Consider the following 17,257-nt stretch of genomic DNA (forward strand, 5'->3'; position numbering starts at 1 on the left):
GGGCTATAATTTTTCTATGTCAGATAAGGGTACTTTAATTTCTTCCTGATTCAATTTCAAGGTAATAAAAAGTTCTCCAAACTGAACGAAGAGTTCAGCCTGCACTTCATCTTTCCGTTCCGGTTTCCAGCCGGCTTCCGAAGTAATGTATCGTTTGATCTTTGCGCTGATATCATAAGAAGGTTTCCATGTTCTTTCTTTCAGCAGTGATACATATACCAGGTAACCGGATGGCTGCTCTGCTGCGCGGTAGAGTTTTTCCTGTTCCGCTAAAGTGTATAGATACCTGCGCGAATCTTCCGGTATGGCCTCATAATGCGCGAGGGCTAAGGACTTAGAATAGTAAGGAGAGAACAGGAACACTTCTTTCATCCGGGGATCTTTTCCGCGTGCATAAGATTGCCGCACAAAATAGACATGTCCGGCGGAGATCAATCCGTCGAGCACAACTCTGTCTAATAGTGCGAATGGATTATGCATGCTTTAAATTTTGATGTCTAACATTTCTCCCGGGCGGGTCGTGAAACAGGCAGATAATTTCTCCTGCCGCAGTTTCCACTTCCTGCCATTTCCCTGTATCGCAAACCGTACCATTTGTTTATTGTGAAAATGCTGGTTGATGCCATCCAGCACTTTCATTAAACGGGCATCCCTGGCAAGGTCTGCTTCAGAAAAAAGGTTCTGTTGCACCTGGTCTTCCGGCACAAGGTCCTGCGCCAGCACACCTACTTTCTTGAAATTGAAACCAGGTTTAAAGATCTTGTCCAGTCCCATCATGGCGTAATGGATCAGTTCTTTTGTGCTGTTGGAAGCAGTAGGCAATTGTATATTGATGGAACGGTAATACTGTTTATCCTGTGTGCGGAAATTATTGGTGTGCAGGAAGATGGTGATCAGCTTCGCACAACTTTTCTGGCGCCGCATTTTCTCTCCGCAGATAGCCATATAACTGGCCAGCGCTTCCCTGATATCATTTTTTTCCGTGAGTAATTTACCAAATGAGCGGGATACGCAAACGCCTTTTTTCGGTGGTGGTTCTTCCTGCATTTCAATGGAAGGGATGCCACGTAATTCATGCAGCATCCGTAATCCTACAACAGACATTTCTTTGCGCACCCAATCATCTGAGGCACGGGAAAAGTCCAGTGCAGTATGCATATTATGTTTATGCAGTAATGCAGCATATTGTGCGCCCACTCCCCAGATATCTTCTACGGGCGTAGCGGCCAGGGCGGCGGTTATCTTCTCCGGGGAATCCAGTACATGCACACCAAGATCGCGGGAATGTTTTTTGGTGAACCGGTTGGCGAGTTTTGCGAGTGTTTTGCTGGGGGCTACCCCAACAGAAACCGGAATACCTACATCTTGTGTGACCGTTGCTTTGATATTGACTGCAATATTGTAGAGGTCCTTCATGCCTGAAAAATCCAGGAAGGCCTCATCAATACTGTATATTTCCATGTTGGGGGAATAACGCGCCAGCACTGTCATTACGCGATTGGAAACACTGCCGTAAAGGGTATAATTAGAAGAATAAACAGCTACATTATTTTTCACCAGCATGTCTTCTATCTGAAAAGCGGCTTCTCCCATTTTAATGCCAAGGGCTTTGGCTTCTTCAGATCTGGCCACTACGCAACCATCATTATTGCTCAATACCACCACCGGCCTCGTTTTGATTTGGGGGTTAAAGAGCCGCTCACAGCTCGCATAGAAGTTGTTGCAATCTACGATGGCGATCATTGTCTTTTGCTAAGTTATTTAGCAAAATTAGGGAATAATTCTGGCACTATGCAAAATGTTTTGTAATCTCTTCCGCGAGTGCGGAAACGAGGGCCGCATCTACAGGATCCCCGCTGGTTAAAGCCCGCAGGTTATCTTCTTCATCCAGTTCAAAGATAATATTGCTGTTTTCCGTGCTGATGTGGAAGGAAATGGCGTACCCTTTGGCATAAGGGGTAATGAGGTAAGACAGTTCTTTGATGGTAACGGAGAAAGGCTCCATGCGTCGTCGGTTTATGCCTAAAGATACCAAATAAAGCCTCCGCTAAGGCCCGGATAACAACCGAAATTGCTACCCGGGTGGCCGAACGGAACTAGTCGAGTTACAAACGGTTAGGATTAAAAGGCCGGCTAGTCTTGTAGTCGCCTCACTTTCAGGAGGCCATTCACCTTTGATGCCAGTGCTTGCGGCACAAAGGGTTTATAGATGAATTCATCCGCTTCAATACCAAACCAGTCGTTGATAGCGGTTTCCATGAACGCGCCAAGGATAATGACCATGATCGGAAAAGGCCTTGCAGCCTGACTTCTGCGGATCTGGTCCGCCATTTCCCTCAGGTCATCGAACGGTAGTTTAAGATCTATCAGTACAAGATCATAATCGTTCAGTACAAGGTTAAGAATGGCTTCTTTGCCATTAAAGGCCAGCTCTGTGTCGAATCCTTCTCTCTTCAATATCAGCTCCAGCACACGGATCATCAGCAGGTCATCTTCTATCACCAGAATCTTTTTCATAAACTAAATACAATGGTTAACGAGGCACACATGAACATACGATGCCCTGCTGCTGTAGCCAGCGGCGCAATCCATGATGCTTCCATGAAAGTTTTTGTTTTGTTTTCTCTCGTTGTAGCGTGTATACGGTTCCGTTGGAATATGCTTATCGGTCCAGACGGTATACAGTTGCTCTATAGTGGCAAGGGCCTTAGGTTTCCAGTATCGGTATGGTTAAAACTATTTTGCAAAATGCATTTAGCTTCCATCATATTTGCCAATATTGTGCCAAAAATTATTACACTCTCACATGTTAATAGTCGTTAACAGCTTTCTGTTCAAATACCTCTTATTTAACGGCCACTTAACAAAGAGTAGGAAAATATTCTGCACCTTCCTATATTTGCCCCTGAGTTCTTTACTTATTCTTTCTTTCCACAGTGCGGTAGGCGATGAAAGTCGCCTTTAATTTGGAACCGTGTGTAAATCACGGGCTGTCGCGCAACTGTAAGTAACTGTATAAGTTACTGCCAATCATGTTCATTGCTCTAACCTGAATAGACGAGTGAGAAGAACGGTAGTAATGTTACAAGCCAGGATACTTGCCACACTGTGTAAGACAAATGCTTTCGCGAATTTGAAGCAGTAGTCGGGAACGGAAGGGCATGCCCTGACGTGTCTTTTCATTTCTCACCTCTACACAAGTCCTGAAAGCATACCAGAAACCGTAAGGGACATTAATTCACATTAATGTTTTAAAAGTTTTATGCGTATGCTCAAACACAATCTAGGCTACCCAAGAATGGGCGCCCAACGTCAGTTGAAGAAAGCCTGTGAACAGTACTGGCAAGGCCGTATTAGCCGCACAGAGCTATTTGTAACCGCTAAACGCCTGCAGGAAGAACACTGGGCTATCCAGCAGCAGGCCGGGATGGACCTCATCCCCTGTAATGATTTCAGTTTTTATGACCAGGTATTGGATATGACCTTACTCCTCGGGGCCATACCAGACCGCTATGCACCTGTGGTAACAGAAGTGGCAGACAATGCAGAAATAGACCTGTACTTTGCCATGGCACGCGGTTACCAGCAGGATGGATTGGATATCACCGCCATGGAAATGACCAAATGGTTTGATACCAACTACCATTACATTGTGCCGGAATTCACTGCCAAACAGGAGTTCCGCCTTTTCTCCAACAAAGTGTTCAGTGCTTTTGATGGTGCCCGCCACTATACCGGCAAAACACCTAAGCCGGTTTTGATCGGCCCTGTTTCTTACCTCCTGCTGGGAAAAGAGAAGGGGAGCGGCTTTCACAGGATCAGCCTGTTGAACCGATTGCTGCCCGTGTACATTGCTGTGCTGGAAAAACTACGGGCACAGGGCGCGGAATGGGTTCAGCTGGATGAACCTTTCATGGCCATGGACCTCACGGAAGAGGAAACAAAAGCCTTTAAACATGCTTACCAGGAGATCGCGAAACAATGCAAAGGGCTCAAGATCATGGTAGCTACTTACTTTGAAGGATTGAAGGAAAACACCACCCTGGCGGCTAACCTGCCGGTTTGTTGTTTACATATAGATCTTACGCGTGCGCCTCATCAGCTGGATGCTTTGCTGGCGGCTTTACCGCCAAAAACTTCCCTCTCACTGGGTGTGGTAGATGGCCGTAATATCTGGAAGAATGATTATGTGGAATCACTTACGTTCATTCAAAAGGCAGTAGCCGTTTTAGGAGAAGACAGGGTGATGATTGCACCCGGTTGTTCTTTATTACATACCCCGGCAGACCTCGATTTTGAAACAGACCTTGATCCGGAAATGAAGAGCTGGATGGCTTTTGCGCGCCAGAAGTTAGAAGAGGTGAATGAACTGAATGCGATCTTCAAAGGGAATGATGCCCTGTTGAAAGCAAACCAGGCAGCCATTCTATCCCGCAGTAATTCTCCGCGTATCCATAAGCAGGAAGTGAAACAGCGTACAGCTGCTATCACCAATGCAGATGCCAGCAGGAAGAGCGATTTCCCGCAAAGGCAAAAGGTACAGGAAGAAAGATTTCATCTTCCTTTATTCCCTACTACTACGATCGGCTCTTTCCCGCAAACAGATGATATCCGTCAGTTGAGAGCGCAGTTACGCAAAGGGGCTATCACACAAGCGCAATATGATACTGCCATTGAAGAGGCAACGCTTTCGGCTATACGCTGGCAGGAAGATGTAGGGCTGGATGTACTGGTACATGGCGAGTTTGAGCGGAATGACATGGTGGAGTATTTTGGCGAAATGCTGGATGGATTCACCTTCACCCGCAATGGATGGGTACAGAGTTATGGCAGCCGTTGTGTAAAACCGCCGGTGATCTATGGTGATGTGAGCCGCCCTGTGGATATGACCGTGAAGTGGACGAAATACGCGCAGGCACAAACGAAACTTCCCATGAAAGCAATGCTCACAGGGCCAGTTACCATTCTGCAATGGTCTTTTGTGCGGGATGATCAGCCGCGTTCTGCTACTACGAATCAGATTGCATTAGCGATCCGGGAAGAAGTGCAGGCATTGGAGAAAGCGGGTATTGGTATCATACAAATTGATGAGCCGGCTATCCGCGAAGGTTTGCCTTTACGGAAAGAAGACCGCGGGCAATACCTGCATTGGGCGGTGAAAGCCTTTAGGGTAGCGGCTTGTGGAGTGAATGATGACACGCAGATCCATACGCATATGTGTTACAGTGAGTTCAATGATATCATTGAACATATTGCAGCGATGGATGCAGATGTGATCACGATAGAAACATCCCGTTCACAAATGGAGTTGCTGGAAGCTTTTGCTGGTTTCCATTATCCGAATGAGATAGGGCCGGGTGTTTATGATATTCACTCTCCCCGTGTGCCAGGAGTTGAAGAAATGGTGAGCCTGTTGCAAAAGGCGGCGGTTCTCTTACCGGTTCGGAACCTTTGGGTGAATCCGGATTGTGGGTTGAAAACGCGCAAGTGGCCGGAAACGAAGGCTGCGTTGGAGAATATGGTACAAGCGGCTAAGGAGGCGAGGGTTATTTTTGAGGAGAAAGTGCCTTTATAAGGAAGGTGTCTCAAACACATATAAACCTTCTTCAGGAAGGCTCAATTTACCCTCCATGGAAGGTGTCTCAAATCACCCCTTCCCGTAAAATAAAAAACCTCCCCGTAGGGGAGGTTTTTTATTTATTTATTTTTCAAGAAAAGAGGTTTTTTCTTTCCCAATGGGAAGCCTTATTCCTTCCTAAGAAAAAAATCATCCTATTTCTTCTCCAACACCCGCCAAACAATCGCAGCTGCAATAGCCCCCACCAAAGGAGCCACAATGAACAACCAAAGTTGCTCCAGCGCTTTACCACCAGCAAAAACAGCCGGTCCAAAACTCCGGGCAGGATTCACGGAAGTACCTGTAATAGGGATCGCCACCAGGTGGATCAGCACCAGCGTCAAACCAATAGCCAGGCCGGCCATGGTGCCATTCCCCCATTTAGAGGTAGTGCCAAAGATCACAAAGAGGAAAAGGAAAGTAAGCACCGCCTCAGCAATGAAAGCGGAAACAATATTATATTCTGCCAGGTAGCCAGGTCCCCAGCCATTGGAACCTAAAGCCCATTCCCCCGGCATCCATCCCGGTAATCCTTTCTGAATAGCATACAAAACACCCGCCGCAATAGTAGCGCCAATGAATTGTGCAATGATGTAACCCAAAGCATCAGCCGCTTTGATCTTACCCGCCGTTAACATAGCCACCGTAATAGCCGGATTGATATGGCAACCGGAGATGCCGCCTATGGCATAAGCCATCACCACAACAGCCACACCAAAAGCGATCGCAATACCCAGTAAGCCGATCCCCGCAGGGCCGGTAGTAGAAATCCCGGACACCACAGCGGCGCCGCAGCCAAATAATACAAGGGAAAACGTACCTACCATTTCGGCAAAATACTTTGTGGATGATTTGATTTCCATAATAAAAGGGTTTGTTTTAGTTCTTCAATCTACAATTTAAACGGCTGTATTGTTCACCTACCCAAATGCAAACGGTTGCAAATGACGTCAAAGCATAGTAAATTAGCTACAAGATGAAAAAACTGCTATCCGCCATTTTGATCATGGCCACGTTCCACGTTTCCGCACAAACCGTACTGCTGGACAGTTATTTTAATAACGAACAGAAGACAGACGCCTCCGGCAAAACATTTTCCTGGCACTACAAATGGGGAGAAACGGCACTGAGCGGATTTTCGATCCTGGGCCAGGAATTCCTGAAAAATGGTGCGGACACCGCTACTTTATATGAAGCCCCTACCGCTGCCAATCTCAAAAAAGCGAATATTTATATTATCGTGGACGCGGATAACGCCAAAGAAAATCCCAACGCACAGCTGATCGAACAAAAACATATAGACGCTATTTACAAATGGGTAGAAAACGGCGGCGTATTGGTATTGATGGGAAATGACAGTGCCAATGCAGAGCTGCACCAGTTCAGCAAACTGGCCCAGAAATTTGGTATCACGTTTACAGACCGGAGCCGTAATATGGTGAAAGGGAAAGACCTTCCTACAGGCGCTGTGCCGATCCCTGCTAATCACCCTATCTTCCCTTCTATCAAAAAAGCCTATCTCAAAGAGGTAAGTATACTGGAAGTGAAAGCCCCCGCAAAAGCATCTGTGACCAAGGAAGGAGATGTGATCATGGCGGTTTCGAAAGTGGGAAAAGGAACCGTGTTTGCAGTAGGCGATCCCTGGTTGTATAATGAATATGTAAATGGTGATGGCCGCATTACGCCGGACTATGAGAATCCTGGTGCAGTGAAGGACCTGGTAAAATGGTTAGCGCAGCAAAGCAAACACTAATTTTGGAAAGCAGGCGGCAATATTTACCTTTAAGCGTTCAATTAAAAAGCCACCCATGCCTGATTTTTATTTTGATGATCCCGAAGGAGCTGGTCCCGCCAGGGAAACTTCTCATCCTGCTTTCGTTAGAATTATCAAAGAGGATTTTTACTATGATTGTATGGATGAATTTTCTCCCTTCGGCAATGACGACGGCGCAGATACTTTATTCAACTTACAGGACTGGTATGAAGAACACGGTAATTTGCAAGACCCGGAGAAATTCCTCAAAGACCTGATAGAAGGGGCTTTGGGAATGGACACACAACACCTGCGGCTCACGGACAGGAACCAGATCATCAAGATCCATGGCAACGAGGTATTCCTGTTCAACACCATCGATAATGTGATCATCGCTACTGCCTTTGGGCAATATAAGATAGAAGGAAGACTGGATGCATCTTTGCGCGAACTGGCACAAATTGCACTGGAAAGACAAAAAGTGATCACCCAATACCAGATAGATAATGATGAGCTGAGCCTGGAACAAGGTGGTGTAGACCCATTGTTCCTAACGTATCTTGCCAGGCTGGAGAAAATGCATGAGGATCTGCAATTGCTGAAATGATGAAGGATGATAACACGAAGATAATACACCGAAGAACACCGGAATCAGCAGCCATGCTGGCAAACACCAAACGGGCAATGGCCATCACGGCTACAATGAACCGGTTAACCTTCAACGATGTAGAAGAGATCCGCACCTTGTTCAGCGAACTCATCGGCAAAGAAGTAGACGAAAGTTTTATACTGATCCCTCCATTTTATACTGCCGGCGGCAACGAGATCCGCGTAGGGCAGAATGTTTTCATCAATCAGAACTGCACTTTATATGACCTTGGTGGTCTGGACATTGGGGACGATGTAATGATCGGACCGAATGTGAGCATCATCACAACAGGTCATCCCATTGATCCTTCAGAGCGCCGCAACGCCACTATCGGAAACCCCATCGTGATTGAGCGGAACGTTTGGATCGCAGCCGGTGCAACGATCATCGGCGGGGTAACAGTAGGCGAAAATTCCGTTGTGGCTGCAGGCTCCGTAGTAACCAAAGATGTTCCGCCGAATACCCTTGTGGGCGGAAATCCGGCAAAGATCATTCGCGAAATAAGGTAACTATGACCGTTTGTTAAATATAATTATCTTGCGATAGATACATACTACAACTATGCCTTTTCTCTGGTGGAATAATTCCTATTACCTCATCCTGATCTTACAGGGTATCTGCATCTTTCACGCGATGAAAACAGGGCGGAGAGATTACATCTACATCATCCTGTTCATACCGCTGATCGGTTGTGGTATTTATATTATCCGGGAGATATTACCGGAAATCAACCAGGGGGATTTCTGGAATAACCTGCAAAGGATATTCTTTCCGGGAGCCAGGGTGAGAGACCTGGAACGCAGGGTGCGTATTTCAGATACCATTACCAATAAGATGAACCTGGCGGAAGAATATATGCTGAGCAAGCAATATGATAAAGCCATCGCCTTAACACAATCCTGTATTGATCAGCGCCCTAATGATCAGGGCATCCTCCTGACGCTGGCAAAGATCCAGTTCCACAGTGGCCTGTTTGCAGAAAGCGCCGCCAATTTCCAGAAGGTGCTGTCTATTAAGAACAGGGTGAATAATTCCATCGATGAACTACTGTATGCGCAGGCATTGGAGCAAAGCGGGGAACTGGGAAAGGCGGAAGAAGAATATAAGCGCATCATCCGTTTGCATCATTCCCTGGAAGCCCGTTACCGCCTGGGGCTGCTGTTGAAACAACAACAGCGCAAACAGGAGGCCGGGGAACAATTCCAGGCGGCTGTAGATGAAATAGAATTGCATCCCAGATATGTAAGAAGGCTCCACGCACAATGGGCAAGAAAGTCCAAAAGAGAATTATCTTCCTTATAATGGCTATTTTTGCAGAAATTAAATCATATGGGAATTGCTGATAAACTGTTTAATATGAAGAATGAAAAAGCTGCTGCAAATTTGAAAGCCGGTGAAGATTTCCTGGAAGCGAATAAGAGCAAAGCGGGTGTAGTAGCCTTGCCCAGCGGCTTGCAGTATGAAGTGATCACAGAAGGATCAGGGCCCAAACCCACTGCCATGAACAAGGTGACCTGCCATTATCATGGTACCCTGATAGACGGGACCATCTTTGACAGTTCCGTACAACGTGGCCAGCCAGCCACTTTCCCCCTGAACATGGTGATCAAGGGTTGGACAGAAGGGGTGCAGTTAATGCCCCAGGGCAGCAAATGGCGCTTTTTCATCCCGCCGCACTTAGGTTATGGAGAAAGGCAAACCGGTTCTTACATCGGGCCAAATAGTACCCTGATATTTGAAGTAGAACTTTTAAGCATCAGCTAGATAAGAAAAGGCTCCGGGACACCGGGGCCTTTTTAAAAATATCGTAAATTAGGAGAAACACCCCCTCCAATGAAAAAAGCTTTTGGCTTCCTGGCCGCCTTTGTATTCGTCCTTTGCATCTACCTCGTTTCAGCAAAAGACAGATCCAGTTTCTCTGTTTCGGACAGCAATGAAACGTATAAGATCACAGCCTAAATTCTTCCCCGGTGAGTTGAAGATCAAACTGGATAAAACAAAGAACAGCGAAGCCTCTTATAGTAAGATCAAGAAAATGAGTGAAGAGTTGGGCGAAGCGCTGAAATAAAATTCACTTACCCAGTTTTTTACTGATAATAGGAACAGCCTGTTCCACTTGTCCGGCTGAAATTAATCCTGCTTTGAAAAGGTCCTGCGCAATATCCCTGCTCATGTAATCCCTGAGCCAGGAACTGATCGCTGCGAACTCCGCTGCATGTTCCGGGAATTGTTCCATATGAATAGCCCAGCCTATAGGGGTGCCTGAATATTCGCTGTCTTTCTTGTGAAGGTCTGCTCCCGCTTCCACCAATACGATCACGGATGCCAGGTCACGGGATGCAACTGCCTGGTGTAATGGCATGGAATGATCATGAAATCCCGGCGGACAGAAAGCATTTACATCAGCCCCTGCTTTGATGAGTTCCGTGAGTATTTCCGCATTACCGTAAACTGCCGCCAGCGCAAGACCTTGCTGTAATTCCTCTTTGCCGGCAGCCGTTATTAGCTGTTTTACTTCTTCCAGACGCCCTGTGCCAATAGCTGCCAGCAGGGTCATTTTCCCGCTTTTTTTGATCAGGTGTTCCAGGGCTTCTACTTCCTTGTGTATGGCGGCAGGTGCATAACTTTCTCCAGGATTTGCGCCTGCGGATACCAGCAGGTCTATCAATGCCAGCTGTTTGCCACTTTCCCGGGGTATCCTGCCTGAGCATACAAGCGCCAGGGTATAACCCACCTGTTCCGGCGTTTTCATGGCTTTAATGATCAGGGAAGCTACTGCTACAATGTTATCTGCCAGTTTGGGCTGGCGTACAGGATTGCCTGCAATGTACCAGAGCAGGTAAGGATCTTTAAAGTACCCTTCTTCCCCATTCAGCAGGCGTTCCGTTACCAGCCAGGGATTTTCTGCTAAAAGGGCTTCCAGGATAATGATATCGCCAGCATCTATGGCAGCTACTGCCTGACGGATGATCGGATCATTTTGCATGGGGGAAGATTTACTATTAAATTAACGATTCTTTTCAGCAGATGCAAGTACCTTAGTAATATGATTACCTATCGCACCCTAACCCCTGAAATGGCTGGCAAGCTGGCTGAAATTGACCGCTCAGAATCAATCGACAAGATCTATACCCTAAATGAAGGCAAACTCTCCACTATTGAAATGCATTGTGAAAGTTCCGGCTGGGATACTGTGGCATTAAGAGAAATGCAGGAACGTTTTGCATTTGAACTGAAGGAAGGTGGTATGGGTATCGGTGCATTTAAAGAAGAAAGGTTAGTAGGTTTTGGGGTATTGGGACATGCTTTTATCGGAGCAGCACAGGATCAGCTGCAGGTAGATCTGCTGTATGTTTCCCGGAATTACAGAAAACGGGGTATCGGAAAAACGATCCTGCAGATGATCAGTGAAGAAGCAAAGAAAAGAGGCGCTAAAGCACTCTATATATCTTCTACAGAAACAACCTCCGCTGTTTCATTTTATATGGGTAATGGTGCTGCGGTAACGGATACTGTAGATGAAGTGCTTTTTAGAAAAGAACCAAAAGACATTCATATGGTGAAGAAGCTGGAATAATTTTTTTTAGTACCGCAAATTAGAAAGAAGATCAAGGAGTGAAGTAACTCCCGGAATACTACCTCCATTCAGCACATACAGTACCCACAGCGGGAAAACAACAGCACCAAGAATAAGGATGTATTTCCCTTGCTTACGGGTTTCCTCAGAATAAGCAAACATCCTGGTGCCATCGGGCAAGGTCTTTTTTGCTATAATGATATATGCTCCAATAAAGAAGCCCAGCAGGCCGCCAATAGCAACAGACATATAACCAATGACGATCCATGTAACATTTCCTCTTTCAGGTGTAGCCAGTTGCTGTAGTCTTTTATCATTGATAGCCGCCAGTTGTACTGGCGTATAAGAGATGCCTCTTTTTTCCAATAGTTGCAATGCAAGCGTGTAATCATAACTTCCCCATTCGTCTTTCTTTTCTATCACTTCCTGTAATTCTTTATCTGAAAAAGATAACAGGTAATAATCTTCTTCCACATCTTGTTCATCGACCGTAATAGCTGCACGAAGAACCCCATCTGCTTTTCTGAAATAATCCGCTGGTATCTTCAGCAGAAAAGTATTTTCGAATTGCTGGCCTATCAATTGCTGATCCAGTAACACTGGCGTATTCTCCAGCTCAACAGGAATATTTTTCTCTTTTAACAATTCACTGATAGCGATGGCTTCTTCAGGTGTATCGAACTTGCGGAAAGTGAGAAACTTAGACATATAGGGATTTATATAATAGGATTAAATCTAGTGTAAATTTCCGTAACTTCCTTATAACAAAAACAATATCTTATGGCCACATTTGTTATCTCCCAAAGTTCAGATGGACAATTTCGTTTTACATTGAAAGCCACTAATGGCGAAACCATTTTGAACAGTGAAACCTACACGGCAAAAGCCAATTGTCTTGGCGGTGTTGAATCTGTCCGTGATAATTCCCAGCTGGATGAAAGGTATGAGAAGAAAAATGCTGCGGATGGAAAGCCCTATTTTGTATTGCTTGCAGCTAACAGGCAGCCCATCGGAACCAGTGAAACGTACGACAGTACATCTAACAGGGATGCGGGCATTGCATCTGTAAAAAAGAATGCGCCGGATGCTGACACAGATGATCAGACGGCTTAACCTCAGCGAAATTTAAAATGCCCGCAGATGTTTACCTGCGGGCATTTTTTTATAAGGGCATTTTGCTTAGCTGTACTTCCCTACCCACTTCGCTTTGATCTCTGCTCTTGCTTTGATGAATTCCACATCTGTTCCCTGCGCAATAGCATCCAGAGGATAACGTAAAGGCCGTGTTCCCTTATCCATATTGATCAGCTGTAACACACCATCCGCAATAGTTTGAGGATCCATCTTGAATTCAGCCATCTTACCAAATAAAGCGCCGCCCAAAGCATTGAACTGCTGTGTAGTGGCATCACCATATTCTGCAACGATGTCCGCTTTATCTGCATTGAATCCTGTCTTTGCACCCGTGTTCATTTCTGTAGGATACACACCAGGTTGTATGCTCACGTTCTCAATACCGTACTGACCTAATTCATCCTGCAAACCTTCTGTAATACTTTCCACCCCAAACTTGGAAGCCAGGTAAGGTACCATGAAAGGCAATGTATGACCGCTGGCGCCGGAAGTAAGGTTAATGATCAGGCCGCTTTTGTTTTTACGCATAGAAGGTAATACAGCCTGGTAAGTACGGATCACACCATAGAAATTTACTTCGAACAGATTCCTGATCTGGTCCAGCGTATAAGCTTCCAGTAATCCGAAACCAGCTACACCTGCATTATTCACCAGCACATCTATTTTACCGTGTTTACTTATTATTTGTGCTACTGCGCTGTTGACAGAATCATCGCTGGTAACATCCAGTTCTGCTACTGTTACATTGGGGAGGGCAGCGAGTTCTTTGGCAACCGCTGCATTTTTTCCGTTGATGCCACGCATGCCGGCTATTACAGTATGACCTGCTTTGGATAAGGTAATGGCCATGAGTTTACCAAAACCTGTACTTGTTCCTGTGATTAAAATTGTCTTTGACATGTTTGTTAAAATTGAGATACAAAATTACACCGGAGGGGAGGGGGCACCATTGACATTTGATACAATCCTTCTTGATAAATGTCAAGAACAAATAAATCCAGAGAGCATTATTAAACGTAATTAGATGTGTTGGTACATGTAACAGCCCTTGCAAAGCTTTATTTTAAAAACAGAAAAAATCATTTAACATGAACAACGTAAGATCTGTTGGGTTGATCCTGGCATGTATATTTTCAGTGAACATATCATTTGCACAAGAAAAAACTGTGATGGTGGGTGGTGCTGCCATGTATCCTTCAAAGAATATAGTGGAGAATGCTGTAAACTCTAAAGATCATACCACACTGGTGGCCGCTGTAAAAGCCGCAGGCCTGGTGGAAACATTACAAGGCGCAGGCCCTTTCACCGTGTTTGCACCCACTAATAAAGCATTTGACATGCTGCCGAAAGGAACGGTAGAAACCTTAGTGAAACCAGAGAACAAAGCTACCTTAACAGGCATACTTACCTATCACGTAGTAGCCGGCAAGCTGGGTTCCAAAGAACTCGCAGAGTGGATCAAAAAAGGAAATGGCACAGCGGAGTTAACAACCGTAAAAGGAGAAAAACTCTGGGTGATGATGAAAGGGAAAAATATAATTGTGAAAGATGAAAAGGGCGGTATAGCGATGGTGACCATCAAAGATGTGAATCAAAGCAATGGTGTGATCCATGTAATAGATCATGTGCTGATGCCATAAGTTTTTTTATTGGATAGGAGGAATGAAAAAAGGACTGGCTGAGGGGCCGGTCCTTTAATTTTCAGCCAGTACATGGTTGATTAAGGTATCCAGATTGGCAATTGCCTGATCAAAACCAGGCATTTTCGAAGTGGCCGCGTAGGACATTCCTTCCACGAAACGGTTATATTCGTTTTTGTATTCCTCATCTTCTTTGATAAGGGTAATAGCGCGTGCAAATTTTTCACCGGGCGTCAATCCCGTTAGTATTTCTGAACGACGGTCATCCTGTTCGAGAGTCGCTAATACCATATTTTTGAATTGCGGATGTGTTATCACTTTAGCCTGTAGCAGACTCAAATCATGCATATGCCTGACGATGGCGGGATCATCCTCATCTGTGCCTCGCTTACGCTCAACAGTCCGCCAAACAAAAGCACTCATTTTATCTGTTGCGTTTTCGACCGGATCTATGCATTCAATGGCAGCTACTTCTGGAGAAGTACCGGCTGCAATAGCTACAAATGAAGATACCGGAAGCGCGATACTGGGCAGCATAAGAGTGGCCACCGAGAATTCGAGCAGGACATGAGGCCGGAGGGCTGCCGCTGGATCAAATTGTGTAGGATAAGTGAGATTAATAGCAAAAAAACGATTGTTATCCCGCGCTGTAAGATCACTGTCCTGCAACTGCGGAAATTCGTTTTGCAGATAGGTAAGTAATGCCCTTTTTAGTGCAGATAATTTAGCCCGCCGCTGGCTTGGGTTCAAACCATCCAACTCTGGGCCGGTTATCCGGAAATCAATATCTTCTGAAAATCGATGTAAAATATTATGTGCTTTGGAAAGGGATGTTCCGCCGCTAAAAACCATGATAATGCCATCGAAGGAAAAATCTGCCATCAACTTTATCACCTGGGTAACATACCAATCCTTTTCAACAAAAGCGGGAGCAATTTCAAGTTCAGCTGCTACATCTTCAATAATCTGTTTTGCGGGCACCTCGTTCATAAAAAATAGTGGAATCTTTATAGCCAATCTTACGCGTTACACGATTGCTTACACCAATCATTCTACCTGTGGGTACTTGCGTCGTACGACCAGCTGCATAATCTTTTTCAGCCCTGGTTTGGAAAGTTTGTACCCCAAGACGTTTTAAGGCTCGTTTGGCCAAATTGGGCAAGGGCTCAGCGGGCAGGATTTTGCCATTTAGTGAAGAAATTCTGGTTTTTGCATACAGTCCATAGCCAAACCTCACCAATTTCCCTTTACTGACCAGATTCTTTAACGCACGGCCTACCTGGTCATACCCTCCGAGGTCATTAAAGTCCTCGCGCAGTAAAACCGGCGATTTTTTGCGTGCTACCCTGGCAGCAATCCTCCCTTCTATGGTGCTACTATATTTCATTAATTATCAACTAATTGAAAGCAAATAGTGACTTTCTCTTATTGCAAAAATACGACAATTTTCTGGACGGCCAAGGTGTTGGAATCGTACAATTACCCTTCTTTATTAGTACTATCCTCCTATATCCCTATATCACTGAAAGCCCATTCCTATAACACTCTTATAACATTCCTATATCGTTTCGATATACCTATGCTATAAGAATGATATAGCAGTGCTATAGGAGCGATATACCTGAGTATGGAGATCATCGAACTATTTCCCTGCTACTGTTGTTATAAAAAGCTGAAAAACAACCATTTTATGGCAAAAGCTGATAATAACGTACTGCTCAACGGGTTAACCGGCAGCATCGGTAAGCAGGTGACCATCAAACAAAGGGGTGGAAAAACCATCGTATCCAAAGCCCAGCAGCCCAGGGAAAAGGCCGCTACGGCAAAACAGCAGGAGGCACAGGACAAATTCTCTGAGGCTTCCGCTTATGCAAAAGGGATCATAAAGGACGAAGAAATGACTGCCATGTACAGATCCATGGCCCAACCGGGGCAAAATGCGTATAATTTAGCCCTGAAAGACGCCTATAATGCTCCCGTGATCGAAAACCTGGAAACAGGAAAATACCTCGGAAAACCTGGAGATACCATCCAGGTGCGGGCAACTGACGATTTCAGGGTATTCCGGGTAACCGTGGCCATTTATTCCGGGAAGGATGTATTGCTGGAAAAGGGGAATGCCCTGATGGCCAGGAATGGCAAAGACTGGGTGTATACCGCCACCGGGGAAACCAAAGGCAGCAAAGTGATCGTTACGGCAGAAGACCTGCCCGGGAATGAAACTAAGCAGGAAATAGAGATAGCGTAGTTTTTTTTCTATCTTTCTGCCAGATTAACGGAGGTATGGATAAGAAGGCTGCTTTTCCCGATTCTTTTTCGATGAGTGCACTACGGCGTGGAGATAAGGCTACGTTCAATTGCTTGTTTTCGGAATATTACCCCACTCTTTGTTTCTTCGCAGAAAAACTACTGAAAGACCGCTTCGCCGCAGAAGAAGTGGTCCAGGGTGTTATGCTTAAGGTCTGGGAAAAACAGGCAGATTTTGATGAATTCATCTCCCTCAAAGCATTCCTTTTTATCAGTACCCGCAACGCCAGTCTGAATTACCTGGATAAGATCCAGCGGCAGCGGAAACATGAACAAACCCTGGAAATGCTGGCCCCGGCTTCGGAAGAAGTGACCCTTACCACTATTTTTAAAGCAGAGGCGATGCGCGAGATCTATAACGCCATTGAACAGCTGCCGGAAAAATACCGCCTGATCATGGAACTGGCGTATAAAGAAGAATTGAAAAATGCAGAGATCGCAGAACGGCTGTCCATCCCCATCGGCACCGTGAACAAACAAAAGATGCGTGCCCTGAAAACCCTGCGGAAGCTCCTTTCCCCCAAATCTTTTTCCTTTTTGTTAAGTTTTTTTTAAAATAATTGACTCCGGTTGTCCCATT

The 17,257-nt window shown here is 45.5% G+C and carries 23 protein-coding genes and 1 riboswitch; of the genes, 13 read left to right on the plus strand and 10 right to left on the minus strand.

Annotated elements, in window-relative coordinates:
* Positions 1-3: 3 nt before the first annotated feature.
* From GFS24_RS21155 to GFS24_RS21170, 4 genes are all read right to left on the minus strand, one after another.
* Positions 4-480, minus strand: coding sequence for a hypothetical protein (locus GFS24_RS21155; RefSeq protein ID WP_153662975.1), 477 nt, complete (start codon positions 478-480; stop codon positions 4-6).
* 3 nt (positions 481-483) lie between these two features.
* Positions 484-1,743 carry a Y-family DNA polymerase gene (locus tag GFS24_RS21160; protein ID WP_153662977.1) on the minus strand — a complete coding sequence of 420 codons (1,260 nt, stop codon included), beginning with the start codon at positions 1,741-1,743 and terminating at the stop codon, positions 484-486.
* 46 nt (positions 1,744-1,789) lie between these two features.
* Complete coding sequence (locus tag GFS24_RS21165) at positions 1,790-2,005, minus strand: hypothetical protein (RefSeq protein WP_153662979.1); 216 nt, start codon at positions 2,003-2,005, stop codon at positions 1,790-1,792.
* 128 nt (positions 2,006-2,133) lie between these two features.
* Entirely contained in the window at positions 2,134-2,517 is a 384-nt protein-coding gene (locus GFS24_RS21170) for a response regulator (protein WP_153662981.1), read from the minus strand.
* A gap of 405 nt (positions 2,518-2,922) precedes the next feature.
* Positions 2,923-3,121, plus strand: a riboswitch (cobalamin riboswitch).
* 147 nt (positions 3,122-3,268) lie between these two features.
* On the opposite strand from GFS24_RS21170, the gene metE reads away from it, so the two are divergent.
* On the plus strand, positions 3,269-5,575 hold the full coding sequence (gene metE, locus GFS24_RS21175) for a 5-methyltetrahydropteroyltriglutamate--homocysteine S-methyltransferase (RefSeq protein WP_153662983.1): 2,307 nt from the start codon (positions 3,269-3,271) through the stop codon (positions 5,573-5,575).
* Between the two features lie 197 nt (positions 5,576-5,772).
* Here the strand turns inward: metE and GFS24_RS21180 are convergent, their stop codons facing one another.
* Complete coding sequence (locus tag GFS24_RS21180) at positions 5,773-6,480, minus strand: MIP family channel protein (protein WP_153662986.1); 708 nt, start codon at positions 6,478-6,480, stop codon at positions 5,773-5,775.
* A 113-nt stretch (positions 6,481-6,593) separates the two neighbouring features.
* Here GFS24_RS21180 and GFS24_RS21185 point away from each other — a divergent pair, with 113 nt between their 5' ends.
* The 7 genes from GFS24_RS21185 (at position 6,594) to GFS24_RS29350 (ending at position 10,087) form a co-directional block, all read left to right on the plus strand.
* Positions 6,594-7,370, plus strand: a complete 777-nt coding sequence (locus GFS24_RS21185; protein WP_153662988.1) for a DUF4350 domain-containing protein — start codon at positions 6,594-6,596, stop codon at positions 7,368-7,370.
* A 55-nt stretch (positions 7,371-7,425) separates the two neighbouring features.
* Positions 7,426-7,977 carry a MolR family transcriptional regulator gene (locus GFS24_RS21190; RefSeq protein ID WP_153662990.1) on the plus strand — a complete coding sequence of 184 codons (552 nt, stop codon included), beginning with the start codon at positions 7,426-7,428 and terminating at the stop codon, positions 7,975-7,977.
* Positions 7,977-8,528 (plus strand): sugar O-acetyltransferase, encoded by a 552-nt coding sequence (locus GFS24_RS21195; RefSeq protein WP_216647480.1) that lies wholly within the window; start codon positions 7,977-7,979, stop codon positions 8,526-8,528. The genes GFS24_RS21190 and GFS24_RS21195 overlap by 1 nt, the downstream gene beginning before the upstream one ends.
* Positions 8,529-8,580: 52 nt before the next feature.
* On the plus strand, positions 8,581-9,321 hold the full coding sequence (locus GFS24_RS21200; RefSeq protein WP_153662994.1) for a tetratricopeptide repeat protein: 741 nt from the start codon (positions 8,581-8,583) through the stop codon (positions 9,319-9,321).
* 27 nt (positions 9,322-9,348) lie between these two features.
* The gene (locus GFS24_RS21205; protein ID WP_153662996.1) at positions 9,349-9,783 is read left to right on the plus strand and encodes an FKBP-type peptidyl-prolyl cis-trans isomerase; all 435 of its coding nucleotides are present in this window, start codon (positions 9,349-9,351) and stop codon (positions 9,781-9,783) included.
* A 69-nt stretch (positions 9,784-9,852) separates the two neighbouring features.
* Positions 9,853-9,978 carry a hypothetical protein gene (locus GFS24_RS29345; protein ID WP_256379094.1) on the plus strand — a complete coding sequence of 42 codons (126 nt, stop codon included), beginning with the start codon at positions 9,853-9,855 and terminating at the stop codon, positions 9,976-9,978.
* Positions 9,953-10,087, plus strand: a complete 135-nt coding sequence (locus GFS24_RS29350) for a hypothetical protein (RefSeq protein ID WP_256379095.1) — start codon at positions 9,953-9,955, stop codon at positions 10,085-10,087. The genes GFS24_RS29345 and GFS24_RS29350 overlap by 26 nt, the downstream gene beginning before the upstream one ends.
* A gap of 3 nt (positions 10,088-10,090) precedes the next feature.
* Here the strand turns inward: GFS24_RS29350 and GFS24_RS21210 are convergent, their stop codons facing one another.
* Complete coding sequence (locus tag GFS24_RS21210) at positions 10,091-11,005, minus strand: ankyrin repeat domain-containing protein (protein ID WP_153662998.1); 915 nt, start codon at positions 11,003-11,005, stop codon at positions 10,091-10,093.
* A 60-nt stretch (positions 11,006-11,065) separates the two neighbouring features.
* Here GFS24_RS21210 and GFS24_RS21215 point away from each other — a divergent pair, with 60 nt between their 5' ends.
* Positions 11,066-11,596, plus strand: coding sequence for a GNAT family N-acetyltransferase (locus tag GFS24_RS21215; RefSeq protein ID WP_153663000.1), 531 nt, complete (start codon positions 11,066-11,068; stop codon positions 11,594-11,596).
* A 6-nt stretch (positions 11,597-11,602) separates the two neighbouring features.
* On the opposite strand, the gene GFS24_RS21220 is transcribed toward GFS24_RS21215, so the two are convergent.
* Entirely contained in the window at positions 11,603-12,304 is a 702-nt protein-coding gene (locus GFS24_RS21220; RefSeq protein WP_153663002.1) for a hypothetical protein, read from the minus strand.
* Positions 12,305-12,376: 72 nt separating this feature from the next.
* On the opposite strand from GFS24_RS21220, the gene GFS24_RS21225 reads away from it, so the two are divergent.
* Positions 12,377-12,709, plus strand: a complete 333-nt coding sequence (locus tag GFS24_RS21225; protein ID WP_153663004.1) for a YegP family protein — start codon at positions 12,377-12,379, stop codon at positions 12,707-12,709.
* Between the two features lie 66 nt (positions 12,710-12,775).
* Here the strand turns inward: GFS24_RS21225 and GFS24_RS21230 are convergent, their stop codons facing one another.
* Positions 12,776-13,630 (minus strand): SDR family oxidoreductase, encoded by an 855-nt coding sequence (locus GFS24_RS21230; protein ID WP_153663006.1) that lies wholly within the window; start codon positions 13,628-13,630, stop codon positions 12,776-12,778.
* A gap of 188 nt (positions 13,631-13,818) precedes the next feature.
* On the opposite strand from GFS24_RS21230, the gene GFS24_RS21235 reads away from it, so the two are divergent.
* Positions 13,819-14,370, plus strand: coding sequence for a fasciclin domain-containing protein (locus GFS24_RS21235; RefSeq protein WP_153663008.1), 552 nt, complete (start codon positions 13,819-13,821; stop codon positions 14,368-14,370).
* A gap of 54 nt (positions 14,371-14,424) precedes the next feature.
* On the opposite strand, the gene GFS24_RS21240 is transcribed toward GFS24_RS21235, so the two are convergent.
* Together GFS24_RS21240 and GFS24_RS21245 are read right to left on the minus strand one after the other, a co-directional pair.
* Entirely contained in the window at positions 14,425-15,360 is a 936-nt protein-coding gene (locus tag GFS24_RS21240) for a nucleotidyl transferase AbiEii/AbiGii toxin family protein (protein WP_153663010.1), read from the minus strand.
* On the minus strand, positions 15,329-15,757 hold the full coding sequence (locus GFS24_RS21245; RefSeq protein ID WP_153663011.1) for a DUF6088 family protein: 429 nt from the start codon (positions 15,755-15,757) through the stop codon (positions 15,329-15,331). Before GFS24_RS21245 ends, GFS24_RS21240 begins: the two co-directional genes overlap by 32 nt.
* A 303-nt stretch (positions 15,758-16,060) precedes the next feature.
* Between GFS24_RS21245 and GFS24_RS21250 the strand changes: the two genes are divergently transcribed.
* Complete coding sequence (locus tag GFS24_RS21250) at positions 16,061-16,618, plus strand: hypothetical protein (protein WP_153663013.1); 558 nt, start codon at positions 16,061-16,063, stop codon at positions 16,616-16,618.
* Positions 16,619-16,653: 35 nt separating this feature from the next.
* Positions 16,654-17,232 carry an RNA polymerase sigma factor gene (locus GFS24_RS21255; RefSeq protein ID WP_153663015.1) on the plus strand — a complete coding sequence of 193 codons (579 nt, stop codon included), beginning with the start codon at positions 16,654-16,656 and terminating at the stop codon, positions 17,230-17,232.
* Positions 17,233-17,257: the final 25 nt, after the last annotated feature.

The organism is Chitinophaga sp. SYP-B3965, assembly GCF_009647655.1.
Taxonomy (GTDB): Bacteria; Bacteroidota; Bacteroidia; order Chitinophagales; family Chitinophagaceae; genus Chitinophaga.